Below are 24,300 nucleotides of genomic sequence, written 5' to 3' on the forward strand. Positions count from 1 at the left end.
GTCAGGTGTATCACAAATTAACTAATTTTAATCATAAATACCTCTGAATGCAGGCAGATTCAAATATTTTACTAATTATAAATCCCATTTCGGGAGCTATTGATAAAGACGGCATTGTGCGCTCTTTACAAGAAGAAGCGAGGCTTCGGAAATTACAAGTGCAATCCTTTGTTACCTCGGGAGAGAATGATCTAACCAAACTGAAGCAATTACTTTCCGAAAACCACATGGAGCGAATTATTGTACTCGGAGGTGACGGTACCATAAAACTTGCTGCCGAAGCCCTCACCGATCAACCCATTCCGCTAGGTATCCTGCGGGGAGGTTCTGCTAATGGCTTAGCCAATAACCTAAAGATCCCCAAAAACTTGGATGCACAGATTGCTGTGGCGCTTGGAGATTCCATCGCTCAATTGGATCGCATACGTATCAATGACCAATATTGCCTGCATATTTCCGATCTGGGCATCAATGCAGAACTTATAAAAAATTACGAAGCTTCCAATATTCGCGGTGCATTAGGATATTTTTTACAGTCCATTCCTACCTTGTTTACTTGCGATTATCCCTTTGATTTTGAGATAACGCTGAACGGGGATCGCTTTCAGAAGAAAGGGATCTTATTGGCTATCGCAAATGCACAAAAATTTGGGACTGGTGCCACTATCAATCCCGAAGGAAAGGTGAACGATGGTAAGTTTGAAGTGGTTATTTTTAAAAGCCTCGATGTTATCGAGATTCTAAAGACACTTCGTGATGAAGTAGAACTTCCTGCCGAATTTGCAGAATATTTTTCTACTACCGAAGCGCGCATACAATGCAAGGAACCGGTCCCTTTTCAAATAGATGGAGAATATCAAGACAGTGTTACAAGTATACACGCTACCATGTGTGATACACCGCTAGCGATCGCTGTTCCTGCATCTTGTTGAGAACTATCTTCCAGAGAAGATTTTGTATTTCTTATACAAGACCACCCGCTCACTTTATTCATAAATTGTATCTTTAGCATTCTTTAAACAATTGATTATGCGATTTGTACTCCTATTGATAACCTTGACCCTAACATTCAATCTTTCAGCGCAAAGGAAAAAGGATAAAAAGGAAGAGAGCACCTCTTGGAATGTAGCGGCACCCTGGAAAGATTTCAAGTATAAACCACACAATTTTACCACTACCGAAGGTACCTGGATGAACTTGGATGTAAGTCCAAACGGTCAAACGATTGTTTTCGATCTTTTGGGAGACATATACACCTTACCTGTAACGGGAGGAAAAGCAAAGCCAATTCGTACCGGGATTCCTTTCGAGATCCAACCGAGATTTAGTCCGGACGGCACAAAAATATCCTTTACAAGTGACGCAGGTGGTGGTGACAATATTTGGATCATGGATGCAGATGGCAGTAATGTCAAACAAGTTACTAAAGAAGATTTTAGGTTACTTAACAACGCTGTCTGGATGCCGGATGGCCGTTTTTTAGTAGCCCGAAAACATTTTACTTCGGGGCGCAGTCTGGGTGCCGGCGAACTATGGCAATACCATATTACGGGCGGAAGCGGACTTCAGCTTACCAAACGAAAGAACGATCAGCAGGATGTGAACGAACCCATCGTTTCATCTGATGGAAAGTACCTATATTACAGTGAGGACATGTATCCGGGCGGTTTTTTTCAATATAATAAGGACCCCAACAAGCAGATCTATGTTATTAAAAGGTACGAATTTGCGACCGGAGAAACAACCACCATCACCGGCGGTCCGGGCGGAGCTGCACGTCCTGCTGTTTCCCCTGATGGTACCAAATTAGCATTCGTAAAACGTGTCCGTACCAAAAGTGTACTCTACATCCACGATCTGAATACAGGTGAAGAATGGCCTGTTTTCGATCAATTAAACAAAGACCAACAGGAAGCTTGGGCTATCTTCGGGGTATATCCGAATTTTAGCTGGATGCCCAACAATACCGAGATCGTATTTTGGAGTGGTGGAAAGATTCATAAAATCGACATCGAGTCGCTTTCAGTAACCAACATTCCGTTTCAAGTAGATGTAACCATTGATCTTGCCGAAACAGTACATTTTACAACCCCTGTTGAAACCGACACCTTTACCCCTAAAATGATTCGACAGGCCGTGACCTCCCCTAACGGAAAAATGCTTATCTTTCAGGCGCTGGGATTCCTTTGGAAAAAAGAACTACCCAACGGAACACCAACAAGACTTACAACCGGCACCGATTTTGAGTTCGAACCTGTATTCTCCCCGAATGGAAACGATATTGTTTTCGTTACTTGGAACGATCTTGAGAAAGGTGCCATTTTTAAAATTCCCGCGTCTGGAGGAACTCCAGTAAAATTAACTTCAGAAAAAGGTATCTACCGTACTCCTTCATTTTCCCCCGATGGCAGCCTGCTGGTTTTCAGAAAAGAAAAGGGAAATATCGATCAGGGTAATTCATTTGCCAAAAACACCGGAATCTATACCATGCAGCCAAACGGAAGCAATGTTATGAAAGTAACCGAAGAAGGTGAATATCCGCTGTTCTCTAGCGACGGAAAACGTATTTTCCTACAACTAGGCGGTACGTATTTCGGCGATTTGGAAAAAAAATTGATAAGCGTTACTTTGAAGGGAAATGACAAACAAGTCCATGTCTCTTCCAAGTATGCAAACAGATTGATCCCCAGCCCCGATAACAAATGGATCGCTTTTACCAATCTTCACAAAGTATTTGTAGCCCCTTTGGTAATGAACGGTCAATCCATCGATCTCGACAATAAATCTAATTATGTTCCTGTCTCGCTGATCGCCGAAGATGCCGGGATAAGCATTCATTGGTCTCCGGACAGCAACAGAGTGATGTGGACCTTAGGAGATCGCTATTACAGCAACGAACTAAAGAACCGCTTCACCTTTCTTCCGGGTTCACCGGACACGGTTCCCGAACTTGAGAATGAAGGAATCCCGATTGGTCTAACCGCTTCCGTGGACAAGCCGAACGGAAGAATTGCGTTTACAAATGCCCGTATTATTACTATGGATGGTGATACTGTTTATGAAGAGGGCACCCTTGTGGTAAACGGTGCTGTTATTGAAGCCGTAGGTCCTTCGTCTAAAATATCGATACCTTCGGACGCGAAGATCTATCCCGCCAAGGGGAAAACGATCATGCCGGGACTTGTGGATGCACATGCTCATATTGGCGCATTTCGAGATGGGTTGACCACACAGCAGAATTGGCAGTTCATGGCTAATTTGGCCTTTGGCGTCACTACCGCTCACGATCCTTCAGCAAATACGGAAACCGTTTTCTCACTTTCAGAATTACAGAAAGCAGGCCTTTTAGTTGGACCACGCCTCTACTCCACAGGATTCATACTGTACGGAGCCGATGGTGATTTCAAAGCGCTTATCAACAGTTTAGATGATGCACGTAGCAGCATTCGACGTACAAAAGCCTTTGGTGCAAAAAGTGTGAAAAGCTACAATCAGCCACGACGTGAACAACGACAGCAAGTTTTGCAAGCCGCGCGTGAAATGCAGATCAACGTCGTCCCCGAGGGTGGTTCTACCTTTTACCACAATATTACCATGGTGATCGACGGACATACCGGTGTTGAGCACAACATTCCAGTAGCACCTGTTTATAAAGATGTCTTGGAAATATGGGGAAAAAGCGGCACCGGCTACACGCCTACTCTGATTGTAAACTATGGAGGATTAAACGGAGAATTCTATTATTATCAACGTGATAACGTATGGGAAAATGAAAAACTTCTAAGGTATACTCCCAGAAGCGTGATCGACAGTAGGGCCAGACATCGCACCATGGTACCTGATGAAGAATACCAGTGGGGTCATATCCTAGTATCTGAAACGGCCAAGGATTTGAGCGATGTGGGAGTCAAGGTGAATATGGGTGCACACGGCCAACTACAAGGACTTGGCGCACACTGGGAGACCTGGATGCTAAAAGCGGGAGGGATGACCAACATGGAAGCCTTAAAAACCGCCACGATCAACGCAGCACAATACATTGGTGCCGGAAAGGATATCGGTTCGCTAGAAACTGGTAAACTGGCAGATTTGATCGTTCTTAGCGAAAACCCTTTGGAGGCAATCGAGAATACGCGTACCATTGAGATGGTGATGTCTAATGGGCGATTGTACGATGCCGATACCATGAACGAAATTGGCAATCGGCCTCAAGAGCGTAAACCTTTCTACTGGGAGCAGAACAAATACAATCAAGCTTTCCCTTGGCATGAGGACAGTCATAGTTTTATGGATGGCGGTTGCAGTTGCAGAACACATCAATAGCGTATAGTGAAATTCAGTTTGGAGGTTCTGTGGCAATGTCACAAGATGCGGTAATTGCTTATATCTTTAAAAAGTCAATTTCACACTTAAGTTAGTTATCAATATACCTAGATAGGGTATAAAAAAAGACCCCGATATCGAGGTCCTTTTCATTTGCTGTTTAGAATATCAGTTTAGTTCTTAGGCATTACTACCTTGTCGATCGCATGGATCACACCGTTTGAAGCGTCCACATCTGCCATAACAACAGTCGCTGTTCCACCTTTTGCATCTTTAACCATTACCTTATCACCACTAAGTGACAATACAAGGTTTTCTCCCTGCAACGTAGTTACATTGTATTTGTTGTTATTTTCTTGAATGGCTTTTACAACCGCATCGGCTTTCCATTCTCCCGAGACTACGTGATATTTCAATAAATTTTGAAGCTGTTCTTTATTCTCCGGCTTCATCAAATTATCCAAAGTAGCCTGTGGTACTTTCGCAAAAGCATCGTTGGTAGGAGCAAATACTGTATACTCACCTTCTTCCATAAAGGTTTGAGCTAGTTCGGCAGTTTTTAAAGCTGTAACGAGCGTAGAGAAATTTTCGTTCCCCATAGCGATACCGGCAATAGAGTTCTTCTCCATTTCCATTTTCGCCATTTTAGCTTCTTCTTCAGCTTTTTCGGCAGCCATTTTAGCTTCCATTTCCATTTTTTCAGCCTCAGCCTTCGCTTCAGCCTCTTTTTTCTTAGAGTCATCACAAGATGCAAAAAGCATTCCTACAACTGCTAAGGACAATAACATTGATTTAAATTTCATAACGTTGATTTTTTGTTTGAGTCAAATGTACCTCTAGTATTGTGAATATTGTATTAAAGCCGAATTAATTATATGTTAAATCTTCCTTAAACGCCAAACCGCTTATCGCAACGAAAACAGCCAATTAGACGGTTAAAAATAACCTAAAGTTAAAAATTTTCATTTTCGAAATTTGTATCTTTAAAAAATCAACTTAAAAAAAGGAAAACATGGTTAAAGCAAAGTATCAAAGCGTACTCGATCTGGGTGAAAAATTAAAGATCCAAAACGGAGATGTTCAAGTGAAAGGAAATACCTTGGAAGTACGCGGGGTGGCAAATACGCAATATGACAAAGACCGTCTGTGGGATGAGATAAAACGTGTGGGCGGTGAGAATCCAAATGACATCATGGCCGATATCAAGGTGGCAGATACAACAGTGTATGCACGTCATACTGTTAAGAGTGGCGAATCCCTTAGCAAAATATCTAAGCATTACTACGGGGATCCTATGAAGTACAACGCTATCTTTGAAGCGAATCGGGATCAGTTAAAGAATCCTGACATGATCCATCCAGGACAAGAACTGGTCATTCCAAAACAATAATTCTTTAAAATAATGTATTTTAAGACTGCCGTTTTACGGCAGTTTTTTTATGGCTGAGTTTTTCGCAGATATACAATTTTGGTTGCTTGCAGTACTTTTTATATTGGGGGCTGCCGCATTTACGCTCTCAACTGTTAGTGGAGGCGGTGGTGCATTGATGCAAATTCCAATCCTGAACTTTCTTATTGGAACCTCTCAAACAGCGCCGGTACTAAATTTGGGTACTATGATAAGCCGCCCGTCGCGGATCATCATTTTTTGGAAACACATTGTATGGAGTGTCTTCTGGTATTATGTTCCTGCAGCCATGGCAGGTGCCATCCTTGCGGCCTGGCTATTCACAGAAGCAAATATTGTTTGGATACAGATTGTAGTGGGACTTTTTCTGATGAGTACCTTTTTCCAATATCGCTTCGGAAAAAAAGAACGTTCCTTCCCTGTACGGCACTGGTATTTCATTCCATTGGGTTTCTTCATCTCTATTATAGGAACTTTTACCGGCGGGATGGGCCCTATCTTAAATCCGTTTCTACTCAACGCGGGAATCGAAAAAGAGGAACTCGTAGGCACCAAGGCGGCTCAGGCTTTTTTCTTGGGGCTGGCTCAAATAGGCAGCTATACCTACTTCGGTTTACTCTCCAAAGAACTTTGGATCTATGGCATTGCCCTTGGACTTGGAGCAACTTTAGGTAATCTCTTCGGAAAGATTCTCCTTAAGCGCATGAGTAAACTTGCTTTTAGAAAGTGGGTCATCACTATCATGGTTATAAGCGGATTAGTCCTTTTGGTTCAGGCTTTGAACGAGCTTTTATAACCCGCTGATATAGCTTCCGTAGAGATCTTTAAAGCGAACGCCGTCACTAAGATTGTACTTGCTCAACTTCTTGAATTCGACCAATCCCCACAGAATAAATTCTTTAAAAAAAGGCTTGTCCTCATTAGGAATATCCGGCGCGTACGTAGCTAACAAATCTTCCAATGGAGCAATACGATCTAATTGAGCTCTGTAGGCTTCATTTGAAAGAGAATCAAGTAACTCGAAACCGCTCTCTTCAAAGAACCACGCAACGGTTGCACTATAAGGATCCGGATCACCTTCCTTTTGAAGTTTTTCAATTTTGGGAAAATATTCTAAGAACTGACTTCGAATAGCATTTGATATAAGCTGCCGCGCCACGTGAGAAGCTCCTTCCTGTTCACCTTCATACACCAATTCCACTTTCCCTGTGATCGCAGGAATGATACCCATAAAATCACTCAGTCGAACGGTGGTATTGGTAGCTCCGCTTTGTAGTGCCCTTCGTTCTGCAGTACTCAATAAATTTTCGAAAGCAGTAATACTCAAGCGTGCGCTCACGCCACTTTTTGCATCTACAAATTCACTTTCACGAGCTTCAAAACTTATTTGTTCTAGAATATCTTTGGCAAGTTCGGGTACGTAGATATGCTGTTTTTCTCCGGCAGCTCCGGAGGTTTCTTGTTGCGTGATCGTGCGTGCAATATGAATATCTTCGGGATAGTGTGTTAATATCTGAGAGCCTATCCGATCCTTCAGGGGTGTTACGATGCTACCTCTATTGGTATAATCTTCAGGATTGGCAGTAAACACAAACTGTATATCCAGAGGCAAGCGCAGCTTGAATCCACGAATCTGGACATCCCCTTCCTGTAAAATATTGAATAATGACACCTGAATGCGCGCTTGCAGATCGGGTAGTTCATTGATAACATAAATACAACGGTTCGCTCTGGGGATCATTCCAAAGTGAATCACACGGTCATCGGCATATGTAAGTTTTAAATTTGCAGCCTTTATTGGATCGACATCTCCTATTAGATCGGCCACAGTAACATCCGGCGTTGCAAGTTTTTCGGCAAAACGATCGTCACGATGCAACCATGAGATAGGTGTATTGTCACCTTTCTCTTGCAGCAATTCCTTAGCATATCTGGAAATAGGTGCAAACGGATCGTCGTTGATCTCACTACCTTCTACAACAGGAATGTATTCGTCCAAAAGTTGGACCATTTGACGAGCCAAGCGTGTTTTTGCTTGTCCGCGTAAGCCTAACAAATTGATGTTGTGTTTGGACAAGATAGCACGTTCCAATTCAGGTATCACGCTGTATTCATAACCATGGATTCCGTGGAATGTGGTTTCTTTCTTCATTAATTTCTGAAGAAGGTTTTGTCGTAATTCATCTTTAATTAAACGATGTGTGTATCCCGCTTTTTTTAATTCTCCGAAGGTTCTAATATTTTCTAATTTCATCATTTTCCGCTATCTAATTCTTTTTTTTCGATTTGTTTCGTAATCGGTAAAGATCATTTCTCCTAGGCCCTGTAGTCCGGTATAAAATGCTTTTCCTTTATTTGCGAGTGTAAATTCATCCACGAACTGTTGCAGATACGGGTCATTGGCGATCATGAAGGTTGTGATTGGAATGTGCAGCTTTCGCGCTTGTGCTGCCATGGCATAACATTTATTCACAATATAGGGGTCTAACCCATTGCTGTTTTTGTAATACTGCCCATCGGGAAGTTGCAGGCAACTGGGCTTACCATCTGTGATCATAAAAATCTGCTTATTCGTGTTGCGCTTTCTTCGCAACATGTCCATGGCGAGCTGTAGCCCTGCTACAGTATTTGTATGGTACGGACCTACATTTAAATAAGGTAGATCTTTGATCTTTATAGGCCAAGCGTCATTTCCAAAAACCAGTATATCCAAAGTGTCCTTCGGATATCGGGAGGTAATCAACTCAGACAGGGCCATGGCTACTTTTTTAGCCGGAGTTATACGATCCTCACCATATAAAATCATACTATGACTAATATCGATCATCAAGACTGTGCTCATTTGTGCCTTATAGGTTGTTTCCTCCACTATAAGGTCTCGTTCTTCCAGATTGAATGTTCCCAAGCCGTGATTTATTTGAGCATTCTTTAAACTTTCGGTCATTGAGATCTGTTCTAATCGGTCGCCAAATTGATAGTCCCTGTATTCTCCTGCTTGTTCATCGCCGCGTCCTGTAAATCGAGTCTTGTGATTTCCGGAACCGCTGCGCTTCAACTTTCCGAAGATCTGTTCCAACGCTCTTTTTCGCAATGAACGTTCCAACTTTTCTGTCATGGTATTCTTTCCTTTTCCCCCTCCTTCTCCGCTGCCATCGGGCCGAAATTCTTCTCGAATGTATCCGCGTTTCTTCAGATCCTCAATAAAATCATCGATCGAATACTCAGCCGTTGTAAGCTTGTATTCTTCATCCAATTGGCGAAGCCAATCGATCGCTTCATCAAAGTCGCCCGAGGTATGTGTGATAAGTTCTTGAAATATCTCGAAGAGGCGATCAAACAATGACTGCTCTTGAGGAGTGTGTTTCGTGAATAGAAAGCCGGAGCGTGCCAATTTCTTTTTCATCTTCTAAATTTACTATAATTTAAGAGGATGAAAAAGGGATTAACAGCTATTTAAGACTTGGCGGCTTGGAACATTTTAGTAACTTTATAAGTTCAAAAACAATTCAAAATTCTATCAATCAAGAAACAATGAAAAAACTCTTCCTTCTTGCCCTATTGTTCATTACGGCAACCCTTACTGCCCAAGAATTGTCCATGGATATTTTAAAAGACATGAAACCCAGGAATATCGGTCCGGGCGGTATGTCAGGTCGTGTAACAGCGATTGATGTGGTCACGAATAATCCGGATATCATGTATGTTGGGACAGCATCGGGTGGCTTGTGGAAATCCACCAGTGGCGGTATCAAGTGGTCCCCTATTTTCGATGATCAGATCACGGGTTCTATTGGTGCCGTCGCTATCCAACAATCCAATCCTTCTGTGATCTGGGTAGGAACCGGTGAAGGAAATCCGCGTAACAGCTTGAACGGCGGCTATGGAATTTTCAAATCATTGGACGGTGGCAAGACCTGGAAATCGATGGGTTTGGAAAAGACTCGGCACATCCATCGGGTAATTATTGATCCTAACAATCCAAATACAGTATACGTAGGCGCGATTGGATCTCCATGGGGTGAACATCCTGAACGCGGTGTATTTAAAACTACCGATGGCGGAAAGACATGGAATAAGATACTTTTTGCAAATAATAAAACGGGGGTGGCAGATATGGTCATGGATCCCACCAACCCCAACAAATTGATCGTTGCGTTATGGGAACACAAACGGGATCCGTGGTTCTTTACCTCGGGAGGCGAAGGGTCCGGTATCTTTATTACACACGATGGCGGCGAGACTTGGGAGGAGCGTACCGATGCGGACGGGCTTCCAAAGGGCGACTTGGGACGTATTGGTATTGCCATAGCACGCAATAAACCCAATATAGTCTACGCATTGGTGGAAGCAAAGAAAAACGCTTTATATAAAAGTGAGGACGGCGGATTTACTTGGAAAAAGATAAACGATAAAGAAGATATTGGAAATCGTCCTTTTTATTATTCTGAAATTTATGTCGACCCACAAAACGAGAATCGGGTCTATTCGGTGTTTACCTACGTGAATGTTTCTGAAGATGGCGGAAAGAATTTTGAAGAGTTAATGCCGGCTTACGGTGTAGACAATGGTGTCCATCCAGACCATCATGCATGGTGGATTCATCCTACCGACGGAAGTTTTATGATAGACGGGAATGATGGTGGAATGAACATCACACACGATGGCGGAAAAACGTGGCGCTTCGTTGGAAATTTACCTGTCGCCCAATTTTATCATATCAATGTAGATAACGAATTTCCTTACAATGTATACGGCGGAATGCAAGACAACGGAAGCTGGAGAGGTCCTGCTTATGTATGGAAGGACCAAGGCATTCGCAACGACTATTGGCAAGAGATCTCCTTTGGGGATGGCTTCGATGTGGTTCCTGATGTAGATGACAGCCGTTATGGCTGGAGTATGAGTCAGCAGGGTTTTGTAAGTCGGTATGACTACCTTACCGGCAACAATTACACCGTACGCCCCACCCATCCCGACCCGAACGTAGAACTGCGTTTTAACTGGAACGCTGCCATTAATATCGATCCGTTTAATAATAATACCCTTTACTTCGGAAGTCAGTTTGTGCACAAGAGTACAGACAAGGGGCTCACTTGGGAGATCATATCTCCTGATCTTACCACCAACGATCCGGAAAAGCAGAAACAAAGCGAAAGTGGTGGCTTGACCATGGACGCAACGGGAGCAGAAAATCATACAACTATTTTGGTAATTGAACCTTCTCCCCTAGAGCAGAATATGCTTTGGGTAGGAACCGATGACGGTCGGGTACACTATACCCAAAACGGAGGCCAAAACTGGACAGATGTTTCAAAGAACATAAAAGGTCTCCCTGAAGGCAGTTGGATCACCCAAATTAAAGCTTCCAATAAAAAGCAGGGAGAAGCACTTCTAGTCGCAAACGATTACCGAAGGTTCAATTACACCCCCTATGCGTATCGCACCAAAGATTACGGAAAGACTTGGGAACGCATTGTAGATGCTAACGATGTTGCCAGTTATACTCTCAGTATAGTAGAAGATCCCGTAGAACGCAATTTGATGTTCTTGGGAACGGATGATGGCTTGTACCTTTCGATAGATGCCGGAAACAGCTGGATGAAATGGACGCATGGGTTTCCAACGGTCTCGGTAAAGGATTTGGTGATCCATCCTCGGGAGCATGATCTCGTAATAGGAACGTTTGGGCGGGCTGCTTGGGTTCTGGATGATATTCGTCCGCTACGGGAAATTGCAAAGAACAAAACAATCCTGTCTTCAGATATTAAGGTATTCGATCCTCCCACAGCCTATCAAGCTTCCTACCAACAACCTACAGGCAGCCGTTTTGGTGCCGACGCTATTTACAATGGTGAGAACAGACCCTATGGAGCACAGATCGCGTATTACTTTCAGAAGAAGGAGGAAGCCAAAAAAGAGGAAACAACTACAGACGATTCAAAGGAAGCTTCCGAAGAAACAAGTGCTTCCGAAGAAAAAGAAAAGGGACCCTCTAAAGATTCACTCTATATGAAGATCTATGATGGCAATCGTCTTATTCGAACGTTAAAGACCAAAGTTCCGGACAGCACAGGACTATATAAATGGACGTGGTATATGGATGAGGCAGGAGTCGATCGCCCTTCCAGAAATGTACGGGAACGCAAGAACGAACCGGGGGGTACTTCGGTAAAACCGGGATCGTATAAAGTGGAATTACACTATATGGATAAGACTACTACCACGACCATCAATGTGGCTACAGATCCACGATTGAATATTCCAAAAAAAGCGATCGATGAAAGCTATGCAGCATCTAAACAATTAGAAGCCCTTACTCAAACTGCGGCCGACGCAGTAAAACAATTGGTAGAAAGTAAGAATACCGCCGAGGATTTCAGTAAAAAATTGAAAAAAGAGGATGAAGAAAGGTATAAGGAAGAGATCAAAGCGAGCAAAGTGATCGTAAAGAGGATCGATTCGATCGTCGCCTTATATCTAGGCAAAGAAGACGACCGTCAAGGAATTACCCGAAATCCTGAAGTAACCGTCATGCAGCGAATAGGAACAGCAAACTGGTACAGCGGTAGCCGTCCTAATGGTCTCACAGCTACCGAAAAAACCCTTTTACGGCATGCTGAGAACCAATTGGACGACGCTTTGAAAGTGACCAATGCCTTTTTTGTAACCGAATGGCCCGAATATAGGTCTAATATGGAAAAACTTACGCTCTCACCTTTTGATGAGGTAAAAACCTTTAAAACCAACTAATCACGAAAACCCATGAAAAGAATTCTAATTTTAACTACGCTCTCGATACTTTTCTTTGCCTGCAAGGAAAAAGAGAAAAAAGAAACTGAAGTTGCCGAAACTGTAGAACAGTATACCATCGAGCAATTTATGGACAATGAGAACGCCTTTGCAAACGGGTATTCCCCCGACAAGTCAAAAGTATTAATGACCAGTAATAGGTCGGGGATTTATAATATGTACACCGTACCTTCAACGGGAGGCGAATGGATACCGGTCACGAAATCGGACAGTGCTTCGGTTTTTGGCATTTCCTATTTTCCGGAGGACGAGCGTATTTTATTCCGAATGGATGGCAATGGCGATGAGATCTATAAACTTTATGTGAAGGATGGTGAAGAGATCACCAGACTTACCCCTGCGGAAAATGTGCGTGCACTCTTTAGAGGATGGTCCAAGGACGGAAAGCGTTTTTTCTACGGAAGCAACGAACGTGACCCACGGTATATGGATCATTATGAGATGGACATCGCTACTTTTACATCGAAATTGCTTTATAAGAATGAAGATGGTATGGAATACGGCGGGATGAGCGATGACGGAAAATACATGGCCTTGTCTAAAGCGGTCAATACCAATGATGTGGATCTGTTTCTTTTAAATACTGAAACCAATACCACGACAAGGATCAATGACACGATTAGCGGGAACGCTGCACAGGATTTTTCTCCTGACGGCAAAGCGTTTTATTACACGACCGATAAGGACGCTGAATTCAGTTATTTGATGAAATACGATATTAAAGAAGGTACCAAAGTGAAAGCTATGGAGAAGCCTTGGGATATTACCAGCTTTTATTTTACTGAAAATGGCACCTACCAATTACTATTCACTAATGAAGATGCAGAAACTGTATTGGAGGTGGTAGAAGTTGCCACAGGAGACCGCATGACTTTACCCAGGTTTGACGGACAGAACATTTACGGCGTAGATTTCTCAAAAGATGAGCGCATGGCATTGTTGAGTGTTGGAGGATCCCATACACCAAGTAATACTTACAGTTATAATGTAGAGACCAAGGAAGTGGTACAGCTTACAGATGTGCTAAACAAAGCAATTGATGCGGATGACCTCGTGGCTGCCAAAGTGGTAAGGTTTAAATCTTTCGACGGACTTGAGATCCCGGCCATATACTATGAGCCGAAGCAAGCCTCTAAGGACAATAAGGTCCCGGCATTGGTCTGGGTTCACGGCGGACCGGGAGGACAATCACGTCAAGGCTTCAATTCTACGATTCAATATTTGGTAAATCACGGATATGCTGTTCTAGCTGTGAACAACCGCGGAAGTAGCGGTTATGGAAAGACATTTTTTAAGATGGACGACCAAAATCATGGCGATAAGGACCTAAAGGACTGTATTGCCGGTAAAGATTGGCTTGCCGAACAAGAAGTGATTGATGGTGAAAAGATCGGTATTTTAGGAGGATCTTACGGAGGATATATGACCATGGCCGCCCTTACTTATGCACCCGAAGAATTTAAAGTAGGTGTGAATATTTTTGGAGTGACCAATTGGTTACGAACCTTAAAGAGCATCCCGCCATGGTGGGAATCTTTCAAGGACGCCTTATACACCGAAATGGGGGATCCCAATACCGAGGATTCTATTCGTTTGCGTGCCATCTCACCATTGTTCCATACCGAAAAGGTTACCAAGCCCTTAATTGTACTTCAAGGGGCTCAAGATCCCCGTGTACTGAAAGTGGAGTCCGATGAGATTGTAGAGGGCGTTCGTAAAAACGGAGTGCCTGTTGAATACGTACTCTTTGAAGATGAAGGTCATGGATTCGTAAAAAAAGAGAATCAGATAGAGGCCTACGGAAAAATTAAGGAATTTTTAGACAAATATTTAAAAGGGGAAGGAATGGAAACCATGGAAGATGGTACTTCCAATAGCACTAAGATCGAAGCAGATTCGAAGTAATCTATGAAAAGCTATAAGCTTTCCTTGCTAGGAATCTTGACCTTTTTTGGGTGTATTACAACGAATGCCCAAGATACCGGTGAAAACACCTTGGGAGCTTGGTATATTTACTTTGGCACGAACACCATTAGTAATACGCTGAGCATTCACACCGAATTGCAGTATAATGTATATGAAATTACATCCAATTTAGAACAATTCTGGGCCATTACAGCGCTTAACTATTCTGTAGCGCCAGATGCACAAGTGTCTTTGGGATACGGCTATTTTAACGGTGATCCTACGTTTGAGGATACACCTTTAGAAGAAAATACTTGGGAGAACAGGGTATTTGAACAATTTACACATAGTGCTCGAATAGGCAAGTTCGCTTTACAGAATCGCTATCGAATAGAACACAGATTCATAGAACTTCCCGCACAGTCCATAACCCGACAACGGGTTCGTGGTCGATTGCAAGTGAATTATCCGCTAACTGAAAAATGGTTCTTAATAGCCTTTGACGAAATATTCTTAGACTTGCGAGAACCTGTTTTCAACCAAAACAGATTGTTTGGTGCTTTGGGCCGAAAGATCACACCGAATGCGGCTGTACAAGTAGGCTATATGAAACTGCACCTCCCCGGCAGAGCTTATGACCGACTGCAATTGGTATTGAACATAAACACCGACCTGCGCAAGAAAAAAGATGTAATCAATTAGCGAATGAATTTTCAAAAAATAAGTTTTAAGAATCAAGATGGGCAAACCCTTTCAGGTCGTTTGGAACTTCCTGTAGATAGACACCCACATAATTTTGCTGTGTTTGCACATTGCTTTACCTGCACCAAGAATTTATTGGCTGTCAAGAATATAAGCAGGGCACTCACGGCTTCAGGGATTGGGGTATTGCGGTTTGATTTTACGGGATTGGGAGAAAGCGAAGGTGCCTTTGCCGACACCAATTTTTCGGGAAATGTGGAAGATCTTATTGCTGCTTCAGAGTATCTGTCAGAACATTTCAAAGCCCCCTCCTTATTAGTAGGTCATTCGTTGGGAGGGGCTGCCATTATCTACGCCGCAAAACAACTGTCCTCCGTCCAAGCCGTAGCCACTATTGGTGCACCAAGCAATCCGGTGCATGTGCAACATTTGTTAAAAAGTGAACTGGCCGAGATCCAAGAAAAAGGAATGGCACAGGTAAGCTTGGGTGGCAGGGATTTCAGAATAAAGAAACAATTCTTAGACGATCTTAAATCCAAATCTCTCCAAAAGGTATTAAAAGAGCTGAGTAAGGCAGTACTTGTACTCCATTCGCCACAGGACACCATTGTTGGCATCAAGAATGCAGAAGAGTTGTACATGGCAGCACATCACCCCAAGAGTTTTGTTTCGTTGGACGGTGCAGACCATCTCTTATCATCAAAGAAAGATTCTTTGTATGTCGGACGAGTGATCGCAGGATGGGCTTCGCGTTATCTCAGCATCCCCGAAGTATCCAAAGTTAAGACGCAACACGACGTGGTTGCGAGTTTGGAGGCAGAGAACGGTTTCACTACCCAAATGAAATTAGGCAGTCATTATATGGTGGCCGACGAACCTACACGTGTGGGCGGCAACGACTTCGGGCCTACCCCTTACGAACTGGTTTCGGCAGGTCTCTCGGCATGTACTGCAATGACCATTCAAATGTATGCACGCCGAAAGAAGTGGGATTTACAACATGTTGAAGTGCATATCAGCTATAATAAGGATTACGCTATAGATTGTGAGAATTGCGAGCAAGACTCGGCCAAGATCGATACCTTCCTGCGTGAAATACGACTGGAAGGCGATCTAGATGAAAAGCAAGTAAAACGCCTTCTTGAGATCGCCAACAAATGCCCGGTTCATAAGACACTGCACACAGCCACACAGGTCATCACCAAGTTAATCTCGTAACCTATGGGATTAATGCGGTCTAAACGATTTGAGGTTTCCCTATTAGGCACACACACGATTGAGATCCCGGAGGCCTTTGCCATTCCTTTTGCAGAAAAAGGACACAGCCGGGTAGAATTTCACGCTTTTTTTAAGGCTACTGAAATTCGGTTTCATGGAGCGCTTAAACGCATTAAAGGGCGGTTTCTTGTGAGCTTCGGAAAGCGTTACCAAAAGGAATTGGGGGTGTCATCCAAGGATTGTTTTATGCTAGAGATGGTGGAAGATGTCACAACATATGGTGTTGAAATGCCCGAAGAATTTACGGCTGTGTTGGAAAGTGATCCTGAAGCCGAAGCTAAGTTTGAAGCCTTGAGTGATGGGAAGAAACGCTCTCTTATTTATTATATCCTTCGGTTTAAGAATTCTCAAACACGCATCGATAAAGCACTGCACATTTCAGAAAACATAAAAAGAGGGATCACAGATACGAACGATTTGATAAAATCCTCTTACTAATTGCTAAGATTTTGTAAAGGTTTTGGCAGTAGCGCCGATTCACAGTACCTTTAATATTATAATAACCATAAAAACTGAAACAATGAAAAAAATAGCCTTATCCATTGCAACCATAGCTCTGCTGGGCACTGTGAGTTGTAAGAATGATAAAAAAGAAATGGATGCCGAAAATGAAATAACCGAAGAAATGGTAGAAGATACCAAAGAAGTGGAACAAGAAGTTAAGAGTGTCGAGATTCGTCTTATGTCCAAAAGCGACTCAAAAGCCTCCGGGAAAGCGTATTTTACAGAAGAGAACGGAATCGTGACCTTTGAAGCTAAGGTTGAAGGTCTTGATCCGGGAACCCATGCAATACACATTCATGAATCTGCCGATTGTTCTGCAGCAGACGGTTCCTCGGCGGGAGGCCATTGGAACCCTACCTTTGCACCGCACGGTAAGTGGGGAGATGCAGGAGGCTACCACAAAGGCGATATAGGTAATTTTGAAGCAGATGAGTCCGGAAGTGGTTCCATTTCTATGCAAACCGATGAATGGTGCATAGGATGTGGTGATGAAAAGAAAGATATTTTAGGTAAGTCCATTATTGTACACCAAGGAGCCGACGATTTTAAGAGCCAGCCCAGCGGTGATGCCGGTGCTCGAGTAAGTTGCGGCGGAATTATTCAGCAATAAAAAACACATTCTTTAAAAAAGTTTAGCCAATAAAAAGCCCGTCCCGGAAGAACACTTCCGGGACGGGCTTTTATGAAAGATGCTAATTGTAATGTTTCTTTTTAGGGACACAGGGGATTACGCATGTTTACTTTATGTTTCATTACAAGCATCTATATAGTATACAGTTATAGAAACAAAAACCCTACCAAACTTCTCAAATAATAAAAAACCCTCGAACTTACTGATAAGCACGAGGGTTTGATGTTTAAATATCTAAGCTTAGCTTATTGCTTCACAATTCTTTTAACAATCGTAGTCGTTTCGGTTTGTATGGTAATAAAATACAGTCCCGTAGACAACGTTTCAATGGTAAATTCGGTAGCTCCGGTGTGATCTATAAGATCGATCGTTTGGATCGTTCTTCCGTTCACATCGGTAATTACCGCATCTATTAATGGTGTTGTTGAATTGTTTAACAATGTAAGTTGTCCGCTTGTAGGATTAGGATACAACGTAATAGCGGCATACAGTTCTGAATCTGCAACTCCTAATACTTCTTCCACCGTAAGCGTAAACGTACATTCTGCGTCATTTGCTGCCTCATCTGTGGCGGTCATCGTGATCACAGTTGTACCGGCACCTATCATCGTACCCGCAGGGGGATCCTGAGAAATTAGAGGAGTCGCAGTACAATTGTCGGTTGCTGTTGTTAGCGTTGTATAATCCGGAATTGTGTACATTTCCCCTTCATCAACAGTCACGGTTTCATCTGCCGGGCAAGTGATCACCGGATCGACTGTTTCCACAGTAGCTTCGGTAGGAGTACGATCCCCTAAACAACCTGCGAACCCTAGGTTAATGTCGCTATTCGCAACTCCATAATCGGATGCCTCACAGCCAGCAGCCCAATCGGCAGCACCATCGGAATCCCCGTGCCGTCTATACGAATCGTTACAGGCTACAGAGAAATCGGCTCCATCGCCGGTCCAGTCAAGGTCGGCCGCTGTGATATTGAAACCATTAATAGTAACATTGAAGTTTGCGATACCGGCGGCTGTCCAATTCCAGAATACAGAATCCACGACATTTCCAGTGTCATCGATAATGATGATCCAACCTGTTCCATTGTTATCCCAAAAGATGTTGTTGCCCCAATCGTTCGGACCACCGTCATCATTGTACTCAATTGCCGAATCTGCAGCCATGGCACCCAAGGTTTGGGTGATGGAATTTACGTCGTTGATATCGGTATAGTTATCGCTTACTGCCACAGTATATCCGGTATAATCTGCAGCTAAGCCCACATTTTGGATCTCCAATCGATCCGGTACTTCGGTGGTAACTTCAGATATTTTTAATTGTGATAATGGTCCCGGAGGTGTTTCCTGCGCGTAAACCGTAACATCCCCTGTGGGTGTAAAGGTATAGCTTGTTCCTTCAAACAAGAATGTTCCTCCCACCTGTGCGTCGAACCACCGAATTACATTCGCAGGATCCACTAAAGTAGCGGTGAGCGTTACAGAATCTCCCACACAAAAATCACTTGCGCCTGTAGTTGTAGGTCCGGGTGGAATTGACAATACCTCAATGGTATCGGAAGCGGAAGTAGCCGGAGCACATGCACTCGCTGCAACACTATATGTAATTGTATGTACTCCTACGCCAGCTGCAACAGGGTCGAAAGAGTATGTAAGTCCGTTTCCGTCATCGGTAACACCCGGTCCACTGTAGATCCCCCCTATAGGTGATCCACCGCCTAGCCCTGTCAATACTTCGGTATTTGCACATACATCATCTGCAGCGGTAAAAGAAGCTACACCGGAAGGCGTATCAAATGCTTCCGTTCCATCGGTACGACTGTTTGACGATCCTTGATCGGCACTTGCACCCAATCCTCTGGCTGCAAAAGCCTCCCAAAGAAGACAATAGTTTGCACCACCGTAGATCGCTTGGTCGGCAGCAAGAATCGCATCACGACCATCCACAAACCCGGGACTACATGGTTGTAGCTTCATACCTTCGGTCACTAATGCAAAGGCTTGTACGTTTCCGGCGTCCTGGTTTGGGTCTCCGGTAAAATTGTAAAAATCTGTATCAAAACCATGTTCATCGATCAACGCCCATGTCACATCCCACAGCATGGTTGCCCAAATGGACCCAAGGGGGTGCGGCCCCGATGTTGTCTTAATATCATCATACGTTTGAGGATTTACGGCAAAATCTGTACTGTAAGGGAAATTTCTTATTCCGGGGCCCCCGGCTCCTTGTCCAAACAGATAGGTTCCAACGCCACGTGCATCTGTTCCGGTATCTCCTGCTTCAATGGTCATCAATGCACCGTAGAAATCACTCCAGCCTTCTCCCATTTGCTCATTGTTCCCAAGACATCCAGCGGCAGCAGGTCCTCCGGTCAATCGGTTTGAAATTCCATGACCGTATTCGTGAATGATTACCAAATTATCAAAATCACCATCTTTATCGCTGCAAACGTACATTTGCATCGTAGGGTTCCCACCATCGGCAGGTGTTCCGAAGTTTGCGTTACAGGTTCCGGAACCGTCCTGAGCTTCAGCGTTGACAGAATCGCTTCCTGAACCTCCATTTCCGTAGTTATTCTCCTGGAAGTTCCCTGCTGCTTCATCAAATCCGTATTGATACAGCACATCATGAATTATATTATTCCAATAAAAAAGGTTGGTAATTGCGGCATTCTCATACTGGTTCGCCGCTGAATAAATTTGGCTGAAAGGGAATCCCGGCCCCGAAAAGTTAAGGTTAGCTCCTCCGTCTGGCTGATATCCCGGGTTATCCCCATCTTCATAAGCATTTACGTTATTCCCTCGTGTCGTGGTGAATTCGGCTCCCGGAGCGCCATTGGTATCGTGCCATCCAAAAGGTGATGCTGTTACATCGGAAGGGTCACTCAAAATCGAGCGCGTACCGTAGTACGGACTTTCAAGCGGCATGGCAAAAACTTCATAGCAGGTTGTAGAACATCCGTTGGCAACTATTTCAGCATAGTTAGGAATATCGAACAGATTCTTATTATAATCGTATTCTATTTCATGTTCGCTGTGATCGTGTTCGAATGAACAGCTCACCATCCAATTCACTTTATCAATAATAGCACCCGAAGCTGCGTCTACCCGCACACTCCACCAATTCTGCTGGGCTTTTTCTTGAATTGAGATGTCCCAAGACAGCACAAGCTCATTAGCTTCATTTAATTGATACATTAACCGCGCCGGTATTGGATTTAAGGAGATACCTCCCTCACTTAATAATGATTCTTGATCGAGCGTATTTTTTCTTGTAAGCACCTCTAATGAACCGCTAACGGTATATCCCAACTGACTGGCAGCTGCTTGTACAGCTTGTACGGCTCCTAAAGAAGGAGTTGCGGTACCACGTACTTTGGCAGAAGTCCCACCTATGAACTTGGTGTCGGCCGCCAAGATCTCTCCATTAGAAAGAATATGAATACCGGATTCAGTACCATAGACTTGTAGACCATTTACCACCTGTCTATAATAAATATGGTGGGTGTTACTAATACGACTGGTATGTTCGCTAGTAATTTCCCACTGCACATCCTGTGCCTCGTGGGTACCGTTCTCTATCAATTGACGCAGTTGGTCATTGATAGCCTTCGCGTTGTCTTGGGCTAAAATGCTTCCTGAAAAGACACATAGCATTCCCATGACGATGCTTAAAGTAAATTTCTTCATTGAATAAAAATTAAAAGATTAGATATAAGTAGGTTACTTGATGATTCACAAAGCTATCAAAATTAGCGTGGTAAACAAATTTTTAATGACAGTAAGATCAATTTTAACACACTGCAAATCATATTCTTTAAAAAAATATCGAATTCGTTGAAACCGAAGTAATCGTAGAAATGAAAAAAAAAAATTGTTACATTAGCGCATTAACAAAAAAGCTATGGAACAACCCAATTCGTTGATCTTGGAAATGCAGAACAAGAATGAAACAGCCTTTTCGAGAATTTATTCGCTGTATTCTGAAGCGACTTACGGTATTATTTATAGTATTGTCTTGGATGAGGACATTGCACAGGAAGTGCTGCAAGATGTGTTTGTGAAGGTTTGGGACAACTCGGCTTCGTACGATATTACCAAGGGACGCTTCTTTACTTGGCTATTGAATATTGCCAGAAACGCATCAATCGACAAGACACGGTCCAAAGCCTTTAAGAACAGTAAGAAAAACCTAAGTACTACAAATTTCGTAGATATTTTGTCTGGAAGTGATAACCTAAACCAAAAGACAAATGCCATTGGAATACAGAAATTCGTGGATGCCCTAAAACCTGCTTGTATAAAGATCATTGATCTCCTATTCTTTAAAGGTTTTACGCAGGCTGACGCCGCTAAAGAACTCGATATTCCACTGGGGACGTTAAAAACACGGAATAGAAATTGCATTAAGGATTTAAGAACCATGGTTCTTGGTCAATAAACCATTATGAGCGCACAAGAAATTATAGATTCGGGTAAATTAGAACTGTACGTTTGCGTGTCCCTCTCTTCGGAAGAGATCACAGAAGTAGAAGAAGCTTTAATCACCTACCCGCAGCTGCGAAGCGAAGTGGAAACCATTGAAGCTTCATTGATCAATCTCGCAGAAGCGGTAGCTCCTACCCTTCCGGCCATGATCTGGACGTACATTCTCAACTCGATCCGTAAGGTGCGATCCTTGAAGGACACCGAGCGCTCTTCTACCAACTGGGCTGCGATCACGGGTTGGGCTGCAGCTATTGTGTGCATTGCCGGTATCTTTTGGATGCTTCAGCAAAATACAGCCTTACAGGACGATATTCAATTAACGACTACAGAGAACGAGCAACTTAGAGAACAACTTACTACGGTTGAAGGCGAACTCACGGAAGCCAATGACATCTTAACAGTACTACGTTCTAAAGATTACAATACCATTATATTACCCGGTAATCAAGCCGTTGCCCCGGCAGCCTTTGCGAAAGTATATTACAACAAAGCTGAAAAAATAGCATATATTGATGCTTCAGGACTGCCAACACCTCCTTCGGGAAAAGTGTACCAAGTATGGTCCCTTATATTAGACCCGTTAACCCCCACCAGTGTTGGATTACTTAGTGCAGTAACCGAAAGTGAAAAAGGGGTCTATAAGTTCGAGAACATCCCGGATCCGGAAGCCTTTGGAATTACCTTGGAACCGGAAGGTGGAAGCGAAACCCCTACCTTATCGCAACTCTACACCCTAGGTACGGTAGCTCCTTAAAGCGTAACGCATTTTACAGATGATACAAAGTAAAAGCGCCCTCTTATGGAGGGCGCTTCAACTAACAAAAAAACTCTGAAAACCGGTAGTACCGGAAGTCAACTATCTATCAGAACTGATAGATGACCAACCTTTCAATCATACTTACGCAAAACTGGCGGTATTGGTTTTCAAATTCTCTTATAATTGTCTTACTTTTTGTGTTAAAACAGGACCTAATTCAAATTCGGCAGTAAGTAAGTCTTCTTTTAAAGGTGCTACCTCCTTCTCCATCCCATTAGCTTTATAGACCAACGCCGTATGATAGGCCGCCATGGGCTCAAATGTTTTTCCTACAACATGGTCTTGTATCGTTTGTAGCGCTTCCTTTTCATTCCCCGCTTTTAATTGTGCCAAGGCCAATAAATGATATGTTTCGGGCGTTGCGCGATTCGCTACTTCTTGTTTTGCCATTTCTAGTGCGCGTTGTGGGTCTTCTTCGGAATAGATCTCAATAAGATAGGCATTGTACATAGCTCCGTATTGAGGTTGTGACACCGCAGTGACAAATTTGTTGGTGAATGCGGTTGCTTCAGAAGTATTTCCATTGTATTCGGCCATTTCAGCCTTCAAAAGGTAATAATCGGGTGCCTTATGCTGCACCATGATGGAATCTAAGATGCGATTGGCTTCTTCAGTGTCCTTTTCCGAAGCATAAGCGATCCAGGCAATCCCTCTTTTTGCATAGGCGTTGTCCGGTTGTAACTCCAGTGTCTTTAAATACATGTTATACGCATCCTCGATACGTCCGGCGTGTCCGTAAAAATCTCCCAAATTTGAATACGTCCAGATCATGAGTGGACTACTGTTACGGGATTCAGCAACGTCTTTGGCTTTCTCCATATACTTGATCGCAGCATCGAGGTCTCCCTTGAAGTCACTCCATTTCGCTAACCGAATAAGGTAATTATAGTCGCCATTGGCTTTAATCTTTCCTAAGTATGTATCGGCCTTCTCGTACTCCCCGTTTTCCATGTATACGTCAAAGAGCATATATTCGGTATCTTTTTTATTAGAAGGCCCGGAGTAATACTGTTCCAACACTTCTCGAGCTTCTTTAAAGCGGTGCTGTGCAATGAGGTTATGAGCCAGACTCCGTGCGAAGCCCTCTTTGTCGTTTGCAGAAATTGCCAGTCCTTTTCTAATTAGAATTTCTGCTTCCTTAAGGTCTTGTACATTTCCTGTGGCGTCGAAAAGTGACGTGTAGGCACCGGACAATGGTCCTATCTCCCCGACTCCGGAAGTGTCTGCTGCCAAGCGTTGGCTCCAAAATTCTTTAGACTCAGTGGCCGTTTTTAAAGATTCGTGAGCTGTATTCTCTAAATACGAATTATAATCTTCTGCACTTATAACAGACTTTTCAGCGGTTTTAGAAGTGCAGGATAAGACCAAGCACAATAGCATGGTGTAGTATGTATATTTCATTTTTGAAACAGTTTTAAACAAAGAAAAGAGCAAT

17 protein-coding genes are annotated in these 24,300 nt (G+C 43.3%); 12 read left to right on the plus strand and 5 right to left on the minus strand.

The genetic code is table 11. The features are described from left to right. Positions 1–47 precede the first annotated feature (47 nt). Positions 48–932: a diacylglycerol kinase family protein gene (locus tag AACZ11_RS01890; protein ID WP_290627555.1), complete on the plus strand. Its 885-nt coding sequence runs from the start codon at positions 48–50 to the stop codon at positions 930–932. 97 nt (positions 933–1,029) lie between these two features. Further along, on the plus strand, positions 1,030–4,323 hold the full coding sequence (locus AACZ11_RS01895; protein WP_290627557.1) for an amidohydrolase family protein: 3,294 nt from the start codon (positions 1,030–1,032) through the stop codon (positions 4,321–4,323). Positions 4,324–4,496: 173 nt separating this feature from the next. Here AACZ11_RS01895 and AACZ11_RS01900 read toward each other — a convergent pair whose 3' ends face one another. Then, a complete protein-coding gene (locus AACZ11_RS01900) occupies positions 4,497–5,126 on the minus strand; it encodes a fasciclin domain-containing protein (protein WP_290627559.1) in 630 nt (209 codons plus the stop codon). 209 nt (positions 5,127–5,335) lie between these two features. Here AACZ11_RS01900 and AACZ11_RS01905 point away from each other — a divergent pair, with 209 nt between their 5' ends. After that, positions 5,336–5,713: a LysM peptidoglycan-binding domain-containing protein gene (locus tag AACZ11_RS01905; RefSeq protein WP_290627561.1), complete on the plus strand. Its 378-nt coding sequence runs from the start codon at positions 5,336–5,338 to the stop codon at positions 5,711–5,713. A gap of 49 nt (positions 5,714–5,762) precedes the next feature. Further along, complete coding sequence (locus tag AACZ11_RS01910; RefSeq protein WP_290627563.1) at positions 5,763–6,527, plus strand: sulfite exporter TauE/SafE family protein; 765 nt, start codon at positions 5,763–5,765, stop codon at positions 6,525–6,527. Here AACZ11_RS01910 and AACZ11_RS01915 read toward each other — a convergent pair. Both AACZ11_RS01915 and AACZ11_RS01920 read right to left on the minus strand, forming a co-directional pair. After that, positions 6,522–7,985, minus strand: coding sequence for a magnesium chelatase (locus AACZ11_RS01915; protein ID WP_290627800.1), 1,464 nt, complete (start codon positions 7,983–7,985; stop codon positions 6,522–6,524). The genes AACZ11_RS01910 and AACZ11_RS01915 overlap by 6 nt on opposite strands. Before the next feature lie 9 nt (positions 7,986–7,994). Then, a complete protein-coding gene (locus tag AACZ11_RS01920; protein ID WP_290627565.1) occupies positions 7,995–9,134 on the minus strand; it encodes a VWA domain-containing protein in 1,140 nt (379 codons plus the stop codon). Positions 9,135–9,262: 128 nt separating this feature from the next. On the opposite strand from AACZ11_RS01920, the gene AACZ11_RS01925 reads away from it, so the two are divergent. From AACZ11_RS01925 to AACZ11_RS01950, 6 genes are all read left to right on the plus strand, one after another. Next, on the plus strand, positions 9,263–12,481 hold the full coding sequence (locus tag AACZ11_RS01925; protein ID WP_290627567.1) for a hypothetical protein: 3,219 nt from the start codon (positions 9,263–9,265) through the stop codon (positions 12,479–12,481). 12 nt (positions 12,482–12,493) lie between these two features. Further along, positions 12,494–14,446 carry an alpha/beta fold hydrolase gene (locus AACZ11_RS01930; protein WP_290627569.1) on the plus strand — a complete coding sequence of 651 codons (1,953 nt, stop codon included), beginning with the start codon at positions 12,494–12,496 and terminating at the stop codon, positions 14,444–14,446. A gap of 3 nt (positions 14,447–14,449) precedes the next feature. Beyond that, the gene (locus AACZ11_RS01935) at positions 14,450–15,148 is read left to right on the plus strand and encodes a DUF2490 domain-containing protein (RefSeq protein ID WP_290627571.1); all 699 of its coding nucleotides are present in this window, start codon (positions 14,450–14,452) and stop codon (positions 15,146–15,148) included. A 3-nt stretch (positions 15,149–15,151) separates the two neighbouring features. Beyond that, complete coding sequence (locus AACZ11_RS01940; RefSeq protein WP_290627573.1) at positions 15,152–16,366, plus strand: bifunctional alpha/beta hydrolase/OsmC family protein; 1,215 nt, start codon at positions 15,152–15,154, stop codon at positions 16,364–16,366. 3 nt (positions 16,367–16,369) lie between these two features. Next, positions 16,370–16,864 (plus strand): YdeI/OmpD-associated family protein, encoded by a 495-nt coding sequence (locus AACZ11_RS01945; protein WP_290627575.1) that lies wholly within the window; start codon positions 16,370–16,372, stop codon positions 16,862–16,864. Positions 16,865–16,946: 82 nt separating this feature from the next. Further along, positions 16,947–17,540 carry a superoxide dismutase family protein gene (locus AACZ11_RS01950; RefSeq protein ID WP_290627577.1) on the plus strand — a complete coding sequence of 198 codons (594 nt, stop codon included), beginning with the start codon at positions 16,947–16,949 and terminating at the stop codon, positions 17,538–17,540. A 266-nt stretch (positions 17,541–17,806) separates the two neighbouring features. Here the strand turns inward: AACZ11_RS01950 and AACZ11_RS01955 are convergent, their stop codons facing one another. Further along, on the minus strand, positions 17,807–21,250 hold the full coding sequence (locus AACZ11_RS01955; RefSeq protein ID WP_290627579.1) for a M36 family metallopeptidase: 3,444 nt from the start codon (positions 21,248–21,250) through the stop codon (positions 17,807–17,809). 214 nt (positions 21,251–21,464) lie between these two features. Between AACZ11_RS01955 and AACZ11_RS01960 the strand changes: the two genes are divergently transcribed. Together AACZ11_RS01960 and AACZ11_RS01965 are read left to right on the plus strand one after the other, a co-directional pair. Then, a complete protein-coding gene (locus AACZ11_RS01960; protein WP_290627581.1) occupies positions 21,465–22,001 on the plus strand; it encodes a sigma-70 family RNA polymerase sigma factor in 537 nt (178 codons plus the stop codon). 6 nt (positions 22,002–22,007) lie between these two features. Then, a complete protein-coding gene (locus AACZ11_RS01965) occupies positions 22,008–22,802 on the plus strand; it encodes an anti-sigma factor (protein WP_290627583.1) in 795 nt (264 codons plus the stop codon). A 180-nt stretch (positions 22,803–22,982) separates the two neighbouring features. On the opposite strand, the gene AACZ11_RS01970 is transcribed toward AACZ11_RS01965, so the two are convergent. Then, entirely contained in the window at positions 22,983–24,266 is a 1,284-nt protein-coding gene (locus AACZ11_RS01970; protein WP_290627585.1) for a tetratricopeptide repeat protein, read from the minus strand. Positions 24,267–24,300: the final 34 nt, after the last annotated feature.

It is taken from the genome of uncultured Altibacter sp. (genome assembly GCF_963972995.1).
Taxonomy (GTDB): Bacteria; Bacteroidota; Bacteroidia; order Flavobacteriales; family Flavobacteriaceae; genus Altibacter.

Bases quoted from the DNA above. Each gene is read 5' to 3' on its own strand.
- AACZ11_RS01890 (WP_290627555.1), top strand. From the start codon at position 48: ATGCAGGCAGATTCAAATATTTTACTAATTATAAATCCCATTTCGGGA.
- AACZ11_RS01895 (WP_290627557.1), top strand. From the start codon at position 1,030: ATGCGATTTGTACTCCTATTGATAACCTTGACCCTAACATTCAATCTT.
- AACZ11_RS01900 (WP_290627559.1), bottom strand. From the start codon at position 5,126: ATGAAATTTAAATCAATGTTATTGTCCTTAGCAGTTGTAGGAATGCTT.
- AACZ11_RS01905 (WP_290627561.1), top strand. From the start codon at position 5,336: ATGGTTAAAGCAAAGTATCAAAGCGTACTCGATCTGGGTGAAAAATTA.
- AACZ11_RS01910 (WP_290627563.1), top strand. From the start codon at position 5,763: ATGGCTGAGTTTTTCGCAGATATACAATTTTGGTTGCTTGCAGTACTT.
- AACZ11_RS01915 (WP_290627800.1), bottom strand. From the start codon at position 7,985: ATGAAATTAGAAAATATTAGAACCTTCGGAGAATTAAAAAAAGCGGGA.
- AACZ11_RS01920 (WP_290627565.1), bottom strand. From the start codon at position 9,134: ATGAAAAAGAAATTGGCACGCTCCGGCTTTCTATTCACGAAACACACT.
- AACZ11_RS01925 (WP_290627567.1), top strand. From the start codon at position 9,263: ATGAAAAAACTCTTCCTTCTTGCCCTATTGTTCATTACGGCAACCCTT.
- AACZ11_RS01930 (WP_290627569.1), top strand. From the start codon at position 12,494: ATGAAAAGAATTCTAATTTTAACTACGCTCTCGATACTTTTCTTTGCC.
- AACZ11_RS01935 (WP_290627571.1), top strand. From the start codon at position 14,450: ATGAAAAGCTATAAGCTTTCCTTGCTAGGAATCTTGACCTTTTTTGGG.
- AACZ11_RS01940 (WP_290627573.1), top strand. From the start codon at position 15,152: ATGAATTTTCAAAAAATAAGTTTTAAGAATCAAGATGGGCAAACCCTT.
- AACZ11_RS01945 (WP_290627575.1), top strand. From the start codon at position 16,370: ATGGGATTAATGCGGTCTAAACGATTTGAGGTTTCCCTATTAGGCACA.
- AACZ11_RS01950 (WP_290627577.1), top strand. From the start codon at position 16,947: ATGAAAAAAATAGCCTTATCCATTGCAACCATAGCTCTGCTGGGCACT.
- AACZ11_RS01955 (WP_290627579.1), bottom strand. From the start codon at position 21,250: ATGAAGAAATTTACTTTAAGCATCGTCATGGGAATGCTATGTGTCTTT.
- AACZ11_RS01960 (WP_290627581.1), top strand. From the start codon at position 21,465: ATGGAACAACCCAATTCGTTGATCTTGGAAATGCAGAACAAGAATGAA.
- AACZ11_RS01965 (WP_290627583.1), top strand. From the start codon at position 22,008: ATGAGCGCACAAGAAATTATAGATTCGGGTAAATTAGAACTGTACGTT.
- AACZ11_RS01970 (WP_290627585.1), bottom strand. From the start codon at position 24,266: ATGAAATATACATACTACACCATGCTATTGTGCTTGGTCTTATCCTGC.